At 43.4% G+C, this 17146-nt stretch carries 14 protein-coding genes; all 14 read left to right on the top strand.

All coding sequences use genetic code 11. The annotated features are described in order from the left end of the window. Positions 1-8 precede the first annotated feature (8 nt). Complete coding sequence (gene rpsR, locus QNH28_RS29510; RefSeq protein WP_036651767.1) at positions 9-281, top strand: 30S ribosomal protein S18; 273 nt, start codon at positions 9-11, stop codon at positions 279-281. A 548-nt stretch (positions 282-829) separates the two neighbouring features. Beyond that, positions 830-2782, top strand: coding sequence for an endonuclease MutS2 (locus tag QNH28_RS29505; protein ID WP_283909654.1), 1953 nt, complete (start codon positions 830-832; stop codon positions 2780-2782). Between the two features lie 191 nt (positions 2783-2973). Further along, the gene (gene opp4A, locus QNH28_RS29500) at positions 2974-4704 is read left to right on the top strand and encodes an oligopeptide ABC transporter substrate-binding protein (protein ID WP_283909653.1); all 1731 of its coding nucleotides are present in this window, start codon (positions 2974-2976) and stop codon (positions 4702-4704) included. Positions 4705-4778: 74 nt separating this feature from the next. Then, positions 4779-5723 (top strand): D-alanyl-D-alanine carboxypeptidase family protein, encoded by a 945-nt coding sequence (locus QNH28_RS29495; RefSeq protein WP_283909652.1) that lies wholly within the window; start codon positions 4779-4781, stop codon positions 5721-5723. A 317-nt stretch (positions 5724-6040) separates the two neighbouring features. Next, a complete protein-coding gene (locus QNH28_RS29490) occupies positions 6041-7081 on the top strand; it encodes an LCP family protein (RefSeq protein WP_179085792.1) in 1041 nt (346 codons plus the stop codon). 193 nt (positions 7082-7274) lie between these two features. Then, the gene (locus QNH28_RS29485) at positions 7275-7700 is read left to right on the top strand and encodes a CBS domain-containing protein (protein WP_042193039.1); all 426 of its coding nucleotides are present in this window, start codon (positions 7275-7277) and stop codon (positions 7698-7700) included. Positions 7701-7913: 213 nt separating this feature from the next. After that, entirely contained in the window at positions 7914-8216 is a 303-nt protein-coding gene (locus tag QNH28_RS29480; RefSeq protein WP_170880353.1) for a MazG-like family protein, read from the top strand. A gap of 6 nt (positions 8217-8222) precedes the next feature. Continuing rightward, a complete protein-coding gene (locus tag QNH28_RS29475; RefSeq protein ID WP_283909651.1) occupies positions 8223-9140 on the top strand; it encodes a DUF2232 domain-containing protein in 918 nt (305 codons plus the stop codon). Between the two features lie 11 nt (positions 9141-9151). Further along, positions 9152-11158 carry a DHH family phosphoesterase gene (locus QNH28_RS29470; protein ID WP_283909650.1) on the top strand — a complete coding sequence of 669 codons (2007 nt, stop codon included), beginning with the start codon at positions 9152-9154 and terminating at the stop codon, positions 11156-11158. Then, positions 11155-11601: a 50S ribosomal protein L9 gene (gene rplI / locus QNH28_RS29465; RefSeq protein WP_042193036.1), complete on the top strand. Its 447-nt coding sequence runs from the start codon at positions 11155-11157 to the stop codon at positions 11599-11601. The genes QNH28_RS29470 and rplI overlap by 4 nt, the downstream gene beginning before the upstream one ends. A 1-nt stretch (position 11602) precedes the next feature. Further along, the gene (dnaB, locus tag QNH28_RS29460) at positions 11603-12970 is read left to right on the top strand and encodes a replicative DNA helicase (RefSeq protein ID WP_042131710.1); all 1368 of its coding nucleotides are present in this window, start codon (positions 11603-11605) and stop codon (positions 12968-12970) included. 209 nt (positions 12971-13179) lie between these two features. Beyond that, positions 13180-14466, top strand: coding sequence for an adenylosuccinate synthase (locus QNH28_RS29455; protein ID WP_060626292.1), 1287 nt, complete (start codon positions 13180-13182; stop codon positions 14464-14466). Positions 14467-14630: 164 nt separating this feature from the next. Beyond that, the gene (locus tag QNH28_RS29450) at positions 14631-15278 is read left to right on the top strand and encodes a hypothetical protein (RefSeq protein WP_283909649.1); all 648 of its coding nucleotides are present in this window, start codon (positions 14631-14633) and stop codon (positions 15276-15278) included. A 319-nt stretch (positions 15279-15597) separates the two neighbouring features. Beyond that, positions 15598-17142 (top strand): M23 family metallopeptidase, encoded by a 1545-nt coding sequence (locus QNH28_RS29445; protein ID WP_283909648.1) that lies wholly within the window; start codon positions 15598-15600, stop codon positions 17140-17142. Positions 17143-17146: the final 4 nt, after the last annotated feature.

Below are 17146 nucleotides of genomic sequence, written 5' to 3'. Positions count from 1 at the left end.
AAAAGAATATGGCTTTTAAACCAAGAGAAGGCGCCGACAACGACAAAAGACCGGCACGTCGTGGTGGACGCAACAAGCGTAAAAAAGTTTGCTTTTTCACTGTGAACAAGATTACTCACATTGATTATAAAGATACCGAACTTCTTAAGAAGTTCATCAGCGAACGTGGAAAGATTTTGCCACGTCGTGTAACAGGTACAAGTGCAAAATACCAACGCGCTCTTACCATTGCTGTAAAACGCTCGCGTCAAATCGCGTTGCTTCCTTACACAACGGAATAGGACGTTTTATAAAAGCAGTCGGGAAACCGGCTGCTTTTTTGTATGCAGAAAAGGAAGCATTAATAGTGGGGTAATCTGAAATGGAATCATTTGGGCGTTGAATCGTTTGACGTTCGAATGGTTATGTGTTAAATTACAGCTATCCTATAACTAAAGGGGAAATTTTGATGTTGGTGACCGTTCTTAACTAGCAATTTCATAACACTTGATTAGGAAGGCTTTAGCAGGCTCGTCTTGAGGCGATTACGTGCTCTATTTGAGTTCGTACTACGCAGCAGTCTGTTGTTCCTTACGGGTGGATGATTTAGTTAAGAACACACGAAGCGTCAAATGGCCTCTTTACGGCTGTTGTTCTCTTTGTAATTAACCGTGCTCTTATTGCACGTTTTTTTTGTTTTTCGGCACCTATTCTTATTTCGGGGCCTTAGGACGATAGAGAACATCAGTATAAAAAGAAGGGCAAGGACTGCCATAGTGGCATTCTTTGCCCTTCTTTGCGTTATGGAGAGTTAAACCCAAACTAATAGAGATTTGAAGGAGGATTTGCTATGAATTTACAAAGTCTAAACATGCTGGAATACGAAATCATTAAAACCGAGCTTGGTCGCCACGCAGTATCTTATGTAGGAAAAAAAGCTGTAGAAGAGCTTATGCCAATGACCTATTTGCCGACGATTCAAAGAGCAATGGAGGAAACTTCTGAAGCTAAAGAACTGCTGGAACGAGGATCGAGTGTACCCATTCCTTCATTAGAAGGCATTGAGTTGATCATGTCATTAATGGGGACTGGATATTTGTACAGTGAGCAAGATTTCACTGCAGTTGCAACATTCCTTAAGAGCTGTAGTCAACTGCGCAAATATATGGCCTCTAAAGAACAGAGCGCTCCACGGATTGCTGCATATGCATCCTCGTTGATGGAGTTAAATCATGTGAGGGAGGCTATTGACCGCTGTATCCGTTTTGGGGCGATTGATGATGGAGCGAGTAAGGGGCTAGAGCGAGTTCGTAAACGGATCGTAGTGGCTAAAGAACGTCTTCATAAAAAAATCGACGGGATTATGTCACGTCATCAATCGATTTTGCAGGAAAATATTTATAGTCAGCGAGGTGGGCGTTACGTTATCCCCGTAAAACGGGAATATCATAAACAAATTAAAGGATCGGTGCTTGATCAATCCACAAGTGGACAGACGGTGTTTATTGAACCAGACGAGATCGCTGCTCTCCAAATTGAGCTTGATTTGCTTTTAGGAGAAGAGGCGCGAGAAGAAGCTGTAATCCTCAGCATGCTGACTAGCTTGGTAGAACAGGAACAGACCGCCCTGCACCTTAATATTGAGGCTACGGGCACGTATGATTTTATTTTCGCCAAAGCTAAATATGCACGAACGCTGGGGGCATCTGCTGTTGCTCTGAATGCCAAAGGTTTTCTAAAGATGAATGGAGGCAGGCATCCCATGCTGAAGGGGATGATTCCAATCAATTTGGAAGTTGGTAGGGGTTATAAATCCCTAATCATTACAGGTCCGAATACAGGTGGCAAAACGGTGGTTCTCAAGACAATTGGGCTGCTGACGATCATGGCTCAATCAGGGCTGTTGATTCCGGTCGAGGAGGGAAGCGAATTTACTATTTTTACGGATGTGATCAGTGTAATCGGTGACGGACAAAGTCTGGCACAATCGCTCAGCACATTCTCCGCGCAAATGAAGAGTATTGAGGGAATGCTGAGAGATGCATCTAAAGGGGTGCTGCTGCTCATTGACGAGCTAGCGGCTGGTACAGATCCCGGGGAAGGCATTGCGCTCTCTATCGCGATTCTGGAAGAGCTGAGCCGTAAAGGGGCGAATATTATTGTTACCACACATTTTAATGAGTTAAAAGCCTTTGCTGCCGCAACGATGGGCTTTCAAAACGCACGAATGGAATTCGACAAAGAAACGCTACAGCCGCTGTATCGATTGACGATTGGCGAAGCGGGGGAAAGTTACGCTCTGCAGATCGCTAAAAAGCTGGGTATACAGGATAACGTTATCAAGCGGTCATGGGAAATTGTAGAGGCGCAGCAACAAAGGCTACAGAAAGGCAGCGGTGAGGCATGGGGAAGTCTTTTCAGCAAAGAGGGAGAGCAAGGACATGATGCACTCACAGTAGAGGAACATGGTAACGCAGAAGAAGAGGCTACTTCATCTGACCGCAGCAAGGAGAAGCTGATTCCATTTGAAATTGGAGATGCAGTTTTGGTAACGTCACTCGGCCGGACAGGGATCGTATATGAGAAGAGAGATCATTTAGGAATGGTTGGAGTGATGATCCAGAAGCAAAAAATGAGATTTAACCATAAGCGGTTGAAGCCCTATCTTTCAAAAGAAGAGTTATACCCGGAGGAATATGACTTTGATATTATTTTTGAGAGTAAGGATACTCGTAAAAAGCGCAAGTTGATGCAGCGTAAACATGTCGAGGGCTTAACGATTACGCACAGAGATGAAGAATAGATTCAATGAAGATCTGTCCATGAGGCAGGTCTTTTTTTATAGATATAACGAAATATGCGAATTTCAAGCAGGAGTAAAGGCCTAGGGCTTAGAAGTTATTGTAACGGCCATAAAACTTTGTTACAGTAAAAATATTTATATTCCATAGCTTAAATGTAGATATACGTTCAACTAGAGAAGGGAAGAAACACATGAATAATAAGAAAATATGCAGGTTGTTGTTAACACTGCTCGTGATGGCGACCCTATTGTCAGCATGTAGTAGAGCAACTTCAGGCAATCATTCATTATCTTTACAACATAATTTGGCAGAGGAAAAGCCACAGGCTGGTGGAGTAGTTACCTACGGATTCTCCTCACCGTTTACTGGCTTGTTTGAGCCTGCTTTTTATGAAGGTGAAGATGATTTTCATGTGCTGGAGTTTATTACTGAGCCAATGTTTCAGGTAAATGATGAACTAGTGACGGTTCCTAATATCGCTTCTTGGCAGGAATCTGATGATCATAAAGTATTTACCTTTAAAATCAAACCGGGAATCCGTTGGCATAACGGTGATGAATTAACGGTAGAGGATTGGAAATTTGCGATTGAAACTATCGCTAGTCCAGATTATACGGGCTCGCATTATTATAGTGTTGAAATGATTCAGGGTGCTGAAGCTTATCATAATGGAGAAGCGAAGGGCATATCGGGCTTGAAGGTTATAGATCCCTATACTTTGAAAATAACAGTAACTGCTGCACGGGTAAACACTATCGATAGTCTGTGGCCTTATCCGATGAATAAAAAATACTATACTGGAGTCGCCGTTAAAGATATGCCCGAGAGTGACCAGATGCGAAAATCTCCTATTGGTATTGGCCCTTTTGAGGTTGAACATATTCAGCCTGGCGAGAGGGTAGAAATGAAACGTTTTGATCAATACTATAAGGGCAAGGCGCTATTGGATGGCGTAGTATATAAGGTATTTGACGACAAAGAAGTGGCTCAACGCTTTCAAACAGGAGAAATTGATATAGAGTCAGCCCCTCGGGATGCTTATGATGATCTAAATAAATTGGAGAATGTAAACATCCTGCAAACCGCTGAGCTAGGCTATGAATATATAGGTTTTAAATTCGGGCATTGGGATACGAAAACCGAGACCATCGTAATGGATAACCCTAAATTTGAAGACAAAAGATTACGACAAGCTATGTATTATGCCTTAGATCGTGAAGGAATCATAAAAGCATATTCCCACGGTCTAGCTGAGCCTGTAGAGACTCCAATATCTAGTACAAGCTGGGCGAAGATCCCTGATACTGAGATTAATGCTTATCTATATGATCCTGCTAAGGCCAAGGAACTGCTGGATGAGGCTGGTTTCTTAGATCTAGACGGTGATGGGTTACGGGAAGACCCAAAGGGCCAGAAGCTGATGATCCATTTTGATTCTATGCAAGGCAGTCAAACAGCAGAGCTACGTACCAATGCTATTTTAAGAAATTGGCGTGACGTTGGACTCGATGTACAGCTAAACGGTGGAGCATTAAAGGAATTCCACACCTTCTACGACGCAGTGGAAGCCGACGATCCTTCTATCGAATTATTTTACGGAGTGTGGGGGCTAGCGAGTGATCCTGATCCAACAGGTCTATGGAGAGAAAATGATCTATGGAATTATCCACGCTGGTCTTCAGAGCGCAATGAAGAGCTGATTCGTGAAGGCGTAAGTATGAAAGCATACGATATGGATTATCGTAAAGAAATATATTATGAGTGGCAGAAGCTGGTCAATGAAGAGGTACCTATGATCTTCTTTGCTGAACGTAAAGCCATTGTTCCAGTAAATAAGCGCCTGCAAGGCGTTCGTGTAAACTCTATAAGTACGATTATTGACCCATATAAATGGTGGATTAAGGAAGAGGACGAAAAATAAAATAATAATTTTTTGTGAAAAGTGAAATCAAATTGTAGTTTCATTCGTCATATATAGTATGGAGGATGACAACGATGAAGAGACGGATAGTAGTGGGGACAATTGCAGCTGTTTTAGTCGTTGTCTTGATTGCGGTGTGGAGGCCAACGGGGCTTGGGTTTAAACCGAATATTGACGCAGAATCAGCGGTGCTTCTAGATATGGATACTGGAGATATATGGGTGGATATAAACGGCGATGTACCCATGCCACCGGCCAGTGTATCTAAGTTAATGACAGAAATGATTGTGCTGGATCAGATCTCCTCTGGAATGATTAGATGGGAGGATAGAGTCCCAATTAGTGCTTATGCAAGTACAATGGGCGGCGCAAGTCTTTCATTGAAGCGGGGAGAATTCTATAGCATAAGAGAATTATTTGAAGGAATCGCTATATATTCTGCCAACGATGCTACTGTTGCTTTGGCTGAGTATATTTCTGGTTCAGAAGCCTCTTTTGTGCTAATGATGAACGACAAGGCGCGTAGTCTAGGCTTATCGCCCAATACAATATTTACTAATACAACAGGACTATCAGGTAAGGATCTTGGTTTCACTGCTCCGAATATGCATATCAGCGGTGAGACTATGATGACAGCTCGCGATACCGCTAAATTGGCTGCCGCACTAATCTATCATCATCCGGATATTCTCAATATTTCTAGCCGTACACAAATGCATTTGAAAGATAAGGGTCTATATGTAAGTAACAGCAATTTCATGCTTCCTGCTATGGGTGGTACTTATGCTTATGAGGGTACAGATGGTTTAAAGACTGGACACAATAACCGGGCCGGATATTGCATTGCAGGCTCGGCTCAGCGGGATGGTCATAGGCTTATTGCAGTCGTTATGGGGGCAAAAACCTATGAGAGCCGTTTTGAAGGGGCAGCCAAATTATTTGATTACGGATTTTTCCGCGGTTTACAACACGGAGATAAGGTTAAACATATGATACATCCGCTCATAATTAGGAACTAAAGTTGGAGCGCCATACCAGTGTTTATTACTTGGTTTGGTGCTTTTTCCCTATTTATGTCGTTATTTGTGGTTTCTTTTTATCCATTTAGTGATTACAATAGAAATATTGTTTTAGCCTACATTATTTTAGGACCACCAAAAAACTTTTTTTTCTATAATTTTGAATGACCTGAATTTCCTGAAAGGGGGGACAATAAGATAATGGAATAAGGGACAGCTGATCGCCGTGAGAAATAAAGTCATGACTGCCTGATAAAGATTCAGGAAGCATTATATATATGGCAAGCAATTATTCTACAATAAAGAAGGAATCAAAAATGAAGGAATCAAAGATGAAAAAAATAAAGAAAAGATATATCGCCCTCATTGTTCTTGTTGTTATTATAGCGGGAGGATTTCTGTTCCGTAATTCTTTGGCTGTATTAGCTTTCGACCTCTTTTTGTCTGATCGGGTTGAAACTAAGCTGAAGGAAGAATCTTATCAGCCACTTAAGGATGATAACAAGGTTAAGCCAGAACCTGTTGTGTACAAAAGCGATCCGTTCTCAATTATGTTGCTAGGTACCGATCAACGCGATAATGAAACGGCACGTTCTGATACCATGATGTACGCTGTTGTTCGCCCGGAGGATTATAAGATCCTGCTTATTTCTATTCCGCGTGATACGTATACGGAAATTATAGGTCATAAGGATAATAAAAAGGATAAGATTACACATGCCTATGCTTTCGGAGGGCAACAGATGGCCAAGGATTCCCTAGAAGCGCTGCTCGGTCATGATATTCAATATTATGCCACCATTAACTTCCAAGGACTCAAGGATGCTGTAGATGCTATTGGAGGCGTTCCGCTGCCGATTAAGAAAGACATTGTGAACAAAGGTAAGGATCATGAAAAGTTTACAATTGAAGCTGGAAAGTCGCTTTATAACGGACAAGAAGCGCTGAACTATACGCGTTATCGTGAAGATAGTGATTTTAACCGTACCAAGCGTCAACAGGTTTTTATTGATGTCGTAGCGAATAAAATGTTATCCATCAGTCAAATTGGTAATATTCCGAAGTTGCTGGATATCATGGGAGATAATTTCAAAACTGATATAGAGCCTTCGATGATCATTAGTCTAGCCAAAAAATTCATGGGCGGAAAAGGCATGGATATCTCAAGCTTCACAGTTATGGGTGAAGGTAAACGTATGGATGGTGTTTATTACGATATCGTTGATGAAGAGGATTTGAGCGAAGCTAAGGCGATGATTGACAACTGGATGAGTGCAGCAACACCTGTAGATCAACTAATTGAGCCTGGAAAAGCAAGTAATGCACTTGAGCCTAAATCAACAGCCGTTACGCAATAATTCTAAAGTAGCATTCAAACTCATATAAATAATTGCAGCAGCCATTCACATTCTTATGGCTGCTGCTTACTGTCTTCATGCTATAATGTATTGGAACTATTATTAAGCTGCCACGTAGTAATAATTTTGCATGGCAGTAAAAGGAAGTTAAAGAACCGTAATTCCTTCGGAACTCTTTGAGGAGGATCAAGAGATGAATATTGCATTTTTTTTACTTCCGAAACAGGAAGTGGCTTGCGTAACGATCGATTCAACGCTACGCCAAACGTTGGAGAGGATGGAGTATCACCGTTATACTGCTGTCCCTATTCTGAACCGAAATGGAGAATATGCAGGTACGGTTACAGAGGGTGATCTGCTATGGTATATGAAGGAATCCGAGGGCAAGGTTACTTTCGAGAACGCTTCAAAATTCTTACTTAAAGATTTGCCGTTAAGGATGAATAACAGACCTGTCTCGATTGATGCGGATATGGAAGATCTGATTAATTTGGCTAAGGTACAGAACTTTGTTCCTGTAGTCGATGATATGAACCGGTTTATTGGCATCGTGCGCCGTAGTCAAGTCATAGAATATTGTGAGAAATTTGTATCAAAACAATCACAAGAGTCATTATAGCCCCATTTATTCGCGGTAATAGAAGCAATCGGAACAAGGCCTGTATTTCCGGCGATAACGGAAAGCAGGTCTTTTTTAAAAATGTAAGAAGTACTAGTTCATCCCTCGTTGACGCATACTTAAGGTGCGCGGGGCGCCCTTGTGTGACACGGAATTTTTTATGCTATAATGGAGAATAAAGCTTTTTGCCGGAGGTAGAGAGACGTGTCCAATGTGCCGAAGGATCTGGATGTTGCTAAACGCGCCAAGGTAATTGAATGGTTAAAAACAGAAGTGATTGACCAAGTTTCACGGTTATTTAAAGCGTTATGGGAGGGCAGTACTACCCGTGTGGGGGACAGCCTGGCTAGTTTGATTATGAGCTCTTATATTTTGGGCCGCAGACTAGGAATTCCCTATCGTCAATTAGATGACTTGCTACTGGAGAAGCTCAGAAAGCATAAGCAGGAAGGGCATCAACTGGAAGAATGGTATCAAGATATATCTGCTTTAGAAGAACATATGCGTAAGAGGTGAATACTGTTGAAATTTCGCTGGTCATCTGTGGCTTGGAGCGTAGCATACTTACTTTTGCTGCTTAGTTTAACGACTCCATTGCTCATCATCACTACCCTGTTTATGATTGTTCCGGCAGTAGTGTTATTCACTACGCTGAACACCAAACAATTCGTTCTACACGTATTGCCGGTGTTGCTGATTGTTGGTCTGATTACACCTATTTATGTGCTGATAGCGGCGTATTTCTTAATACCTGCTCTGGTTATGGGGCGTTGGTATAAAAGACATGCCTCAGCAGTGTCCACCGTGATTGCAGGTACAGTTACAATTCTTGGAGAATTCCTGCTACTCCTATTACTCGGTACGGCGTTATTTAATTTTGATCTGTCTAGCTATGTGAACGATGTGCTGCAGATGGTTAACTCACCTCTGTCTGATCTTGGTACCGCTAATCCATTGTTTACTGACCTTGGGTTTACGACTGAGGATGTAAACAAGCTAAGTCATATGACGGTTCAAATGATCCCCATGACTCTAATCGTAAGTTCTTTCATGATAGCTGTCATTACGCATTCTATTGTTCGTCCGATTCTGAACAGTATGAATTATGCAGTGCCTAAGATGAAGCCTGCTCGTGAGTGGAGACTTTCTAGATCGTTTATTTGGTATTATTTGATTGGTGTGGTTCTTCAGCTCTTCTTCTCAGGATCGGAGAATAATTACATCCTCATGATTTCTGCCAATCTGCTGCCGTTGCTACGAATTGGCTTTATGATTCAGGCGATTGGATTTTTCTTCTTCCTGGCGCATGAACGCAAATGGAACAAGATGGCTGCCATTCTGCTAGCAATACCGGTCATTTTACTGCCGCCGCTACGCATTATTGGTATTATTGATCTTGCTTTCCCACTGCGGGAGTATGTGACGAAATCGAAACGATAGGGTGAGAGTTCATGCCTAAATTTCTGCAAAGACGCTGGCACGGCTATCATACCGTATGGGCGTTCATGCTGCTGTTGGCCCTTATTATAATTGTTAGTATTTATAACTGGGCTCTTGGGGTCGTTAGCCTGTTTCTGGCAGGTACATTATGCTTCTATATGCTGAAGACGGAGATTACGTTCCGCCGTAATCTGGTGGAATATATTAATGGATTAACTTTTCGTATTAAGCGAGTGGAGGGAGAAGCAGTTAGCATGCTCCCCCTCGGAATCATTCTGTTTAGCGAGGATCGAACAGTAGAATGGAATAACCGTTATGCCGGTGATGTCTTTGCTCGCAAGTCTTTAGTTGGGGAACCATTGCAGGAATTACTGCCGGATATGCAGTCTTTCTTTACGACGAATGTAACGGGAAAACGGGATGTCCTCAAAGAAGGTGCATTGCACGACACTCGTCTTGAGCTCACTGTGGATGAACGATTTTATCAAGCCGTCATTATTCCAAGTGAACGTATTCTTTACATGTATGACATTACTGAGCTTGTGGTGCTGCGTGAACGTTATGAAGATGAGAAGCTGGCGATCGGCATAGTGATGATGGATAATCTAGATGAATCCGCTCAAGGAATGGATGATCAACAGCGTACTTCTCTGATCGCTAAGGTAGCGAGTGAGATCACCGAATGGAGTAAACAGTTCGATGTTTATCTGCGTCGTCTCTCGTCGGAACGATATTTAATGCTACTTAATCATCGTAGCCTACAAGCACTGGAAGAAAGTCGATTCGTTATTCTTGATGAGATTAGGGAAATGACAGCCGATCTTAAAGTGCCCATGACACTGAGTATTGGCATGGCGTTTGGAGCGGACTCTGCAAGCGAGCTAGGCGCTCTAGCACAATCTAGTTTGGATATGGCGCTCGGCCGAGGCGGAGATCAGGCTGCTGTAAAAGCAGGCCAGAGGTTGTCTTTCTATGGTGGAAAGAGTAATGCTGCGGAGAAGCGTACACGAGTGCGTGCAAGAGTCATTGCGCATGCGCTGCGTGATCTGATGCAGGAGAGCGACCGTGTGCTGATCCTTGGCCACCGGACTCCAGATATCGATGCTGTCGGTGCTGCGATTGGCCTTCTGAGGGCCGCACAGATGTATAATGTAGAGGCTAGCATTGTGATGGAGACTCCTAATCCTTCCATAACGAACATGATGGAGCAGATTCGGAAGGATGATGAATTGTTTAAGACATTCATCACACCGGAGCAGTCCATACAAGTGATGACGGAGCATACACTGCTTATTGTTGTGGACACCCATAAGGCGTCTATGACAATGGAACCGCGGCTTGTGCAATATGCCAGTAGAATTGTGGTGGTGGATCATCATCGTAGAGGTGAAGAATTCATCAACGATGCTGTACTCGTCTATTTAGAGCCTTATGCTTCATCAACCTGTGAGCTGGTGACAGAGTTGCTTCAATATATCCATGAGAAGGTAAAGATTAGTCCGTTGGATGCTACAATGCTCTTAGCGGGAATTACTGTAGATACGAAGCACTTTGCACTGCATACGGGTTCGCGTACATTTGAAGCTGCAGGATTTCTGCGCCGAAATGGTGCAGATACCGTTCTTATTCAGCGTATGCTGAAGGAGGATTTACAGGAGTATATTTCAAAAGCTGAAATTATCAAACATGCGCGTATGATTTATGATCAAATTGCATTGGTAGTGACGGCACCAGGTATGAAGATTCCACAGCTACTTATCGCTCAGACTGCGGATACATTACTTGGGATGACGAACGTAGTCGCTTCATTTGTCATTAGCGAGCGACCAGACGGCCTGATAAGCATTAGTGCTCGATCACTTGGGCGTATGAATGTACAGGTTGTGATGGAAAAAATGGGTGGCGGTGGGCATCTATCGAACGCCGCGGTACAGCTAGAAGGGACATGTAAAGAAGCAGAAGCCAGACTGCTGCAGGTGCTGGCTGAAATCGAATCGAAAGAGGGTTTATTCGAATGAAGGTCATTTTCATAAAAGATGTTAAGGGTCAAGGTAAAAAAGGTCAGGTTAAAGAGGTATCCGAAGGTTATGCTTCGAACTTCCTATTACCACGTGGATTAGTTCGTCCGGCAACGGAAGGCAATGTGAAGACGCTTGAGAATCAAGCAGCTGCTGAACAACGCCGTAAAGATAACGAAAAAGAAGAAGCTCAGCAACTGGGCAAGAAGATAGATGAGCTTACACTGACTATGAAAGCAAAAGCAGGTGAAGGCGGCCGTCTATTCGGCGCAATCACGAGCAAACAAATTGCTGAAACGCTAGCTTCCACTCAAAGCATTTCCATCGATAAGCGCAAGATTGAGCTAGGAGAACCGATTCGCCATTTGGGAGTGTTTCAAGTAAGTATAAAATTACACACTGAAGTAAAGGCTACCCTTAAGGTTCAGGTAACGGAGGAGTAACATGGGTGGAGATCTCTTTTTCGATCGGGTTCCCCCGCAGAATCTTGAGGCGGAGCAAGCGGTAATTGGTGCTGTTCTGTTGCAGGATGAAGCGCTCATTACTGCAATGGAACGGGTGAATACCGAAGACTTCTACGATAAAGCGCATCAAATGATTTTTGAGGCGATGGTGCAGCTCGGAGAAGAGAGCCAGCCGATTGATCTTGTTACGCTTACTTCTAGACTGCAGGACAAGGGAGAGCTCGAGGATATTGGTGGTGTTAGCTACCTAGCTAAGCTGGCGCATGCTGTGCCTACTGCGGCTAACGTAGAATACTACGCGCAGATTATTGAAGAAAAGGCTATGCTACGGCGTTTGATTCGTACAGCGACGCAGATCGTAAGCGAGGGTTACACCGGTGGCGAAGATGTAGCCGATATGCTGAGTGATGCTGAGCGGCGAATTCTTGAAATCTCTAACCGGCGCAGTGGTAGTGGATTTATTGCAATCCGCGATGTTTTGATGGAAGTATTTGATAAGGTTGAACTCCTTCATCAGAATAAAGATAAGGGCGGCATGTCCGGTATTCCAACGGGATTTGTGGATTTAGACCATATGACTAATGGATTCCAGCGCAATGATTTGATCATTGTTGCAGCCCGTCCTTCTGTAGGTAAGACAGCATTCGCGCTAAATATTGCTCAGAATGTGGCCGTACGTGCTAAAGAGACGGTTGCCATATTTAGTCTGGAAATGTCTGCGCCGCAGCTAGTACAGCGGATGATTTGTGCCGAAGCTAATCTGGATGCGAATACTATGCGTACCGGTGACTTCAAGAGTGATGATGATTGGTCGAAGCTGACTATGGGCATTCAGTCCCTATCGGAGGCGGAGATTTATATCGATGATACAGCTGGGATTACTGTAACGGATATTCGTGCGAAATGCCGGAGGCTCAAGAAGGAAAAGGGCCTGGGAATGATCGTCATTGACTACTTGCAGCTCATTCAGGGCCGAGGTAAAGGCGGGGAAAACCGTCAACAGGAAGTTTCGGATATATCCCGTACACTGAAGCAGATCGCTCGTGAATTGGACGTGCCGGTTATCGCCCTGTCGCAGCTTAGCCGGGGTGTGGAACAACGTCAGGATAAACGACCGATGATGAGTGACTTGCGTGAATCCGGTTCTATCGAGCAGGATGCCGACATTGTTGCGTTCCTGTATCGTGACGACTATTACAATCAGGACACTGAGAAGAAAAATATTATTGAAATTATTATAGCTAAACAGCGTAATGGTCCTGTAGGGACAGTAGAGCTTGTCTTTCTCAAAAATTTCAACAAGTTCGTTAACTACGAGCGAGCACATGCAGAACCATTTGCTGGGTAACCTGTCATGTATAATATCCGAACGATTGCACATTTCTTTGTGTAATCGTTCGTTTTATTTGACTTTGAAAAAAACGGCTGTTACACTGAGTATTGTCCTTTAGTGGGTAAATCCGCTTGGAGTCCGGAGGGCTACGTACATAAGAATGACGTACAGGGCCCATATTATGAAAAATAATGGTGCTGGCTAGCACCTACGGAGGAATGAACATGTCAACGGTAGTCGTCGTGGGAACACAATGGGGAGACGAAGGTAAAGGGAAAATCACTGACTTTCTAGCGGAAAGTGCAGATGTGGTTGCCCGTTATCAAGGGGGCAATAATGCCGGTCACACGATTCTGATTGACGGTGAGAAGTTTAAGCTCAGCTTGATCCCTTCTGGTGTATTTTATAAAGAAAAGACTTGTGTAATTGGTAACGGGATGGTTATTAATCCAGCTGCCTTGATCCAAGAAATTAATTATATTCATGAGAACGGTTTTGATACTAAGAACTTAGTAATCAGCGACCGGGCTCATGTTATTATGCCATATCACATGGTACTGGATGCTCTGGAAGAAGACCGCAAGGGTCCAAACAAGATTGGTACAACACGTAAAGGTATCGGTCCATGTTACATGGATAAAGCTGCACGTAACGGTATCCGTATTGCTGATCTGATGGATGCTGAGGAATTCGAGTTGAGACTCCGTCACCTGATGGAAGAGAAGAACCAAGTGATTACTCAAGTATATGGCGCAGAAGCTCTTGATGTTGAAGAGATTCTGACTCAGTATCTGGAATACGCGGAAGTGTTGCGTAACTATGTGACTGATACTTCGGTCATTCTTAATGAAGCCATTGATGCAGACCGCAAAGTATTGTTTGAAGGTGCACAAGGGGTAATGCTTGATATCGATCAAGGTACGTATCCGTTTGTTACTTCTTCTAACCCTTCTGCAGGGGGCGTATGCATAGGTTCTGGTGTTGGACCTTCCAAGATTAAACAGGTTATCGGGGTTGCTAAAGCCTACACTACTCGTGTTGGAGATGGCCCATTCCCTACAGAACTGAACGATGCAACTGGTGATTATATCCGTGAAACAGGTCATGAATATGGCACTGTTACAGGACGTGCTCGTCGTGTAGGTTGGTTCGACAGTGTTGTTGTAAGTCACGCTCGTCGTGTAAGTGGAATCACAGGCTTGTCTCTTAACTCGCTGGATGTACTGAGCGGACTTGAGACTGTGAAGATCTGCACAGGCTACAAATACCGTGGTGAAGTAATCACGCATTACCCAGCTAGCCTTAAGATGCTGGCAGAGTGTGAAGCGGTATATGAGGAGCTACCAGGCTGGAGCGAAGATATTACTTCTGCAAAAACATTGGACGATCTGCCAGCAAATACACGTAGATATGTTGAGCGTGTGTCTGAGCTTACAGGAATTCCTATCGCTATTTTCTCAGTAGGCCGTAACCGTGAGCAGACAAATCAAGTAACGCCAATTTATATCTAAATAAATTTAGTCATTTATAAGGGACCTCGCGAGAGGTCTCTTTTTTTATGTTTACTTTTACGCTTATGTTTCCCGAAGCCGGTTCTAGTCAATACTGGGAGTATAGAAAAACATGGAAATAATATTCCGGATAGACTTGAACATAGGTGAGAGGAGAGACGAAGATGAAGATCGTGAAGCGTGCACTGGGAATATGTCTAATTGTAATACTCGCAAGTACACTTTCAATTCTAACCACAGGTGTGGTTGTAAATGCATATATTCAGTCGGTGCTGGCAAGCTTCGATATTAAAGTGGATAGTCCAGGCCCAGGTCTAGGTGGGATGGTCAAGAGTATTATTGGCATGGATAGCCAATCGGACTCTAATAAAGCGAATAAAGAAGCGACGACAACAGGCAGCACGGTAAACAAGGATAAGGATAACAGTAAGGATACGCCTGCAAAAGATGCAGGGGAGCCGGTGGAGGAAAAGGCACCTGAGGATGCTTTACCGGTTATGGGCCAAGCCTCAAATGAGTCTTCTACTAACGAAAGCCAAAGTGGAAGTTCAGAGAATCAGCAATTGGTTATGACACCTGAGGCATTAGGTGACTTAAAAGACAATCTTCCTTCAGCGGAGAAGGTAAATATATTCAATATTTTGATGTCCAAACTACCACAGGACGAGATGCAAAAAATATCTACAGCTATGGAGGATGGATTAACGGAGGATGAGGTTAAGGAGCTGCAGCAAGTCATTGCTAAATATGTTGATCCTGATGAATACGAGAGTATAATGAAAATGCTTACACCAACTACAGGATCTCAGTAGTAATGATAGTAATTGTCAATTTATAGACACAAGAAAAAGGTTAAATTTTCATATTTGCGCAAAAAACCCGCGTTTTTCGTGGGTTTTTTTATATGTGTAAAGTTGAAATTTTTCGCTCAGCTATGGTACATTAGACAAGGATGTCAAAGGGTTAATTTTTTGTAACCTCTTGTAACCTTTTTTGAGGGTCCATTAGAAGCAGGAATTTAGAACTAGGATAAGCAGAAATATTCATGGTCGTAATCTATATAATCGAGATCGTATAACTAGCTTGGCCGCTCGTTTCGAAGTGATAGAGCGGACTGAAAGGGAGAGTTTCATGAAGGGATTTAAGTTCATGCGCCGGATGGGGAAACTGCAGGATAGCAACACAGCAGAATCCGGAGCAGATGTTCAGCAGAGCCACAATTTCGATCACGACTCCACACACTTTCATCAAGAAAAAGGGACTCGTAGATTCCGGCGCTCTTGGATTTTGGGAGCTGTTGGTCTAGTACTTCTAACCACTGTGTTGATTGGTGCAGAGAAAAAGTATGTAGCAGCCAATACTGAAACCTACTATCAAGTGTTGGTGAAGGGTAAGGAGATCGGAAAGCTTAACGATCAGACACAGCTTAATCAGCTGTATGATAAGAAGCAACAGGAATATCAGGACAAGTATCCGGATAGAGCGATGGTGCTTCAGACAGAAGGCATTACAATTAAACAGGAGAAAGCGTACAAGCCGGAAGTTGATAGTGAAGCAACGCTTAATAAATTAGATGGAATGCTGAAGGCCTATGCCGTAGGTGTACAATTATTGGTAGATGGTAAGGTCGTTGGCATTGTTAAGGATCAAGAGACCGCAAATGCGGTGCTTGAAGGGGTAAAGAATCATTATGTTCCGCAAACTGAAGTAGCAACGGCTAGTAAGCTCACAAGAACAGCTGCCTCAAGTTCAAGTGCTGCGAAAGCAACAGCTGCTAAACAAGTGGAGTCAGTCAAGATTAGTGAAGAGGTCTCTATTGTTCCTATAAAAACAGATCCTAATAAAGTATTGGATGTGGAGGAAGCGGTCAAGACACTTACCGAGGGTAAGGAAGCTCCACTTCTCTATAACGTTCAAGAGGGCGATACGGTTTCGGGGATTGCCAAACGGTTTGAAATTACACAAAAAGAGATTTATAGTAATAACCCTGATGTGAAAGAGCTAACGTTGAAGATTGGAGATACGCTGAAGCTGAAGGTACCACAGCCAGATGTTACAGTTGTTACTGTAGAGCAAGTGTCAGAGCAGGTGGTTACAGAACCTGAAGTGATCGTGCGTAAAAGTGACCAGTTACCGGCAGGCAAAAGCAAGGTCGTTCGTCCAGGACAAACTGGCCTTAAAGAAATGCAGTATCGGTTAACAAAGAAAAATGGAATGGTCGTACAAGAAGAATGGTTGGGCCAGACCGTTATAAAAGCATCGCTACCTGAAGTTGTTTATCGAGGAACGAAGGTTGTTGGTGAAGGAACAGGCATGTTCAGTTGGCCAGTAAGCGGAGCAACCCTTACTAGTAGTTTCGGTGAGCGCTGGAGCCGTGCCCATAAGGGGTTAGATATGGTATCTGGGAACCGATCCATTAAAGCTTCTGATGCCGGAACCGTAATTTTTGCAGGTGTGAAGAGTGGATACGGAAATGTGGTTATCGTGGATCACCGTAACGGATACGAGACTTATTACGGTCACTTAAATAGTATCTCCGTTTCTACGGGACAGCGCCTGGAGCAAGGCGCCAAGATTGGCGTAATGGGCAATACTGGACGTTCGACGGGAACACATCTGCATTTTGAGATTCGGAAGAATGGCACTGCAGTAAATCCAATGAAATATTTGCAATAATTCA

It is taken from the genome of Paenibacillus sp. G2S3 (genome assembly GCF_030123105.1).
Lineage (GTDB): Bacteria > Bacillota > Bacilli > Paenibacillales > Paenibacillaceae > Paenibacillus_AQ.
Note: the sequence above shows the minus strand (reverse complement) of the source record. Positions and strands in the feature narration are given on the sequence as shown.

Coding starts and splice junctions, on each gene's coding strand:
- QNH28_RS29505 (WP_283909654.1), top strand. CDS start 830: ATGAATTTACAAAGTCTAAACATGCTGGAATACGAAATCATTAAAACC.
- QNH28_RS29455 (WP_060626292.1), top strand. CDS start 13,180: ATGTCAACGGTAGTCGTCGTGGGAACACAATGGGGAGACGAAGGTAAA.
- QNH28_RS29495 (WP_283909652.1), top strand. CDS start 4,779: ATGAAGAGACGGATAGTAGTGGGGACAATTGCAGCTGTTTTAGTCGTT.
- QNH28_RS29445 (WP_283909648.1), top strand. CDS start 15,598: ATGAAGGGATTTAAGTTCATGCGCCGGATGGGGAAACTGCAGGATAGC.
- dnaB (WP_042131710.1), top strand. CDS start 11,603: ATGGGTGGAGATCTCTTTTTCGATCGGGTTCCCCCGCAGAATCTTGAG.
- rpsR (WP_036651767.1), top strand. CDS start 9: ATGGCTTTTAAACCAAGAGAAGGCGCCGACAACGACAAAAGACCGGCA.
- opp4A (WP_283909653.1), top strand. CDS start 2,974: ATGAATAATAAGAAAATATGCAGGTTGTTGTTAACACTGCTCGTGATG.
- rplI (WP_042193036.1), top strand. CDS start 11,155: ATGAAGGTCATTTTCATAAAAGATGTTAAGGGTCAAGGTAAAAAAGGT.
- QNH28_RS29490 (WP_179085792.1), top strand. CDS start 6,041: ATGAAGGAATCAAAGATGAAAAAAATAAAGAAAAGATATATCGCCCTC.
- QNH28_RS29485 (WP_042193039.1), top strand. CDS start 7,275: ATGAATATTGCATTTTTTTTACTTCCGAAACAGGAAGTGGCTTGCGTA.
- QNH28_RS29450 (WP_283909649.1), top strand. CDS start 14,631: ATGAAGATCGTGAAGCGTGCACTGGGAATATGTCTAATTGTAATACTC.
- QNH28_RS29470 (WP_283909650.1), top strand. CDS start 9,152: ATGCCTAAATTTCTGCAAAGACGCTGGCACGGCTATCATACCGTATGG.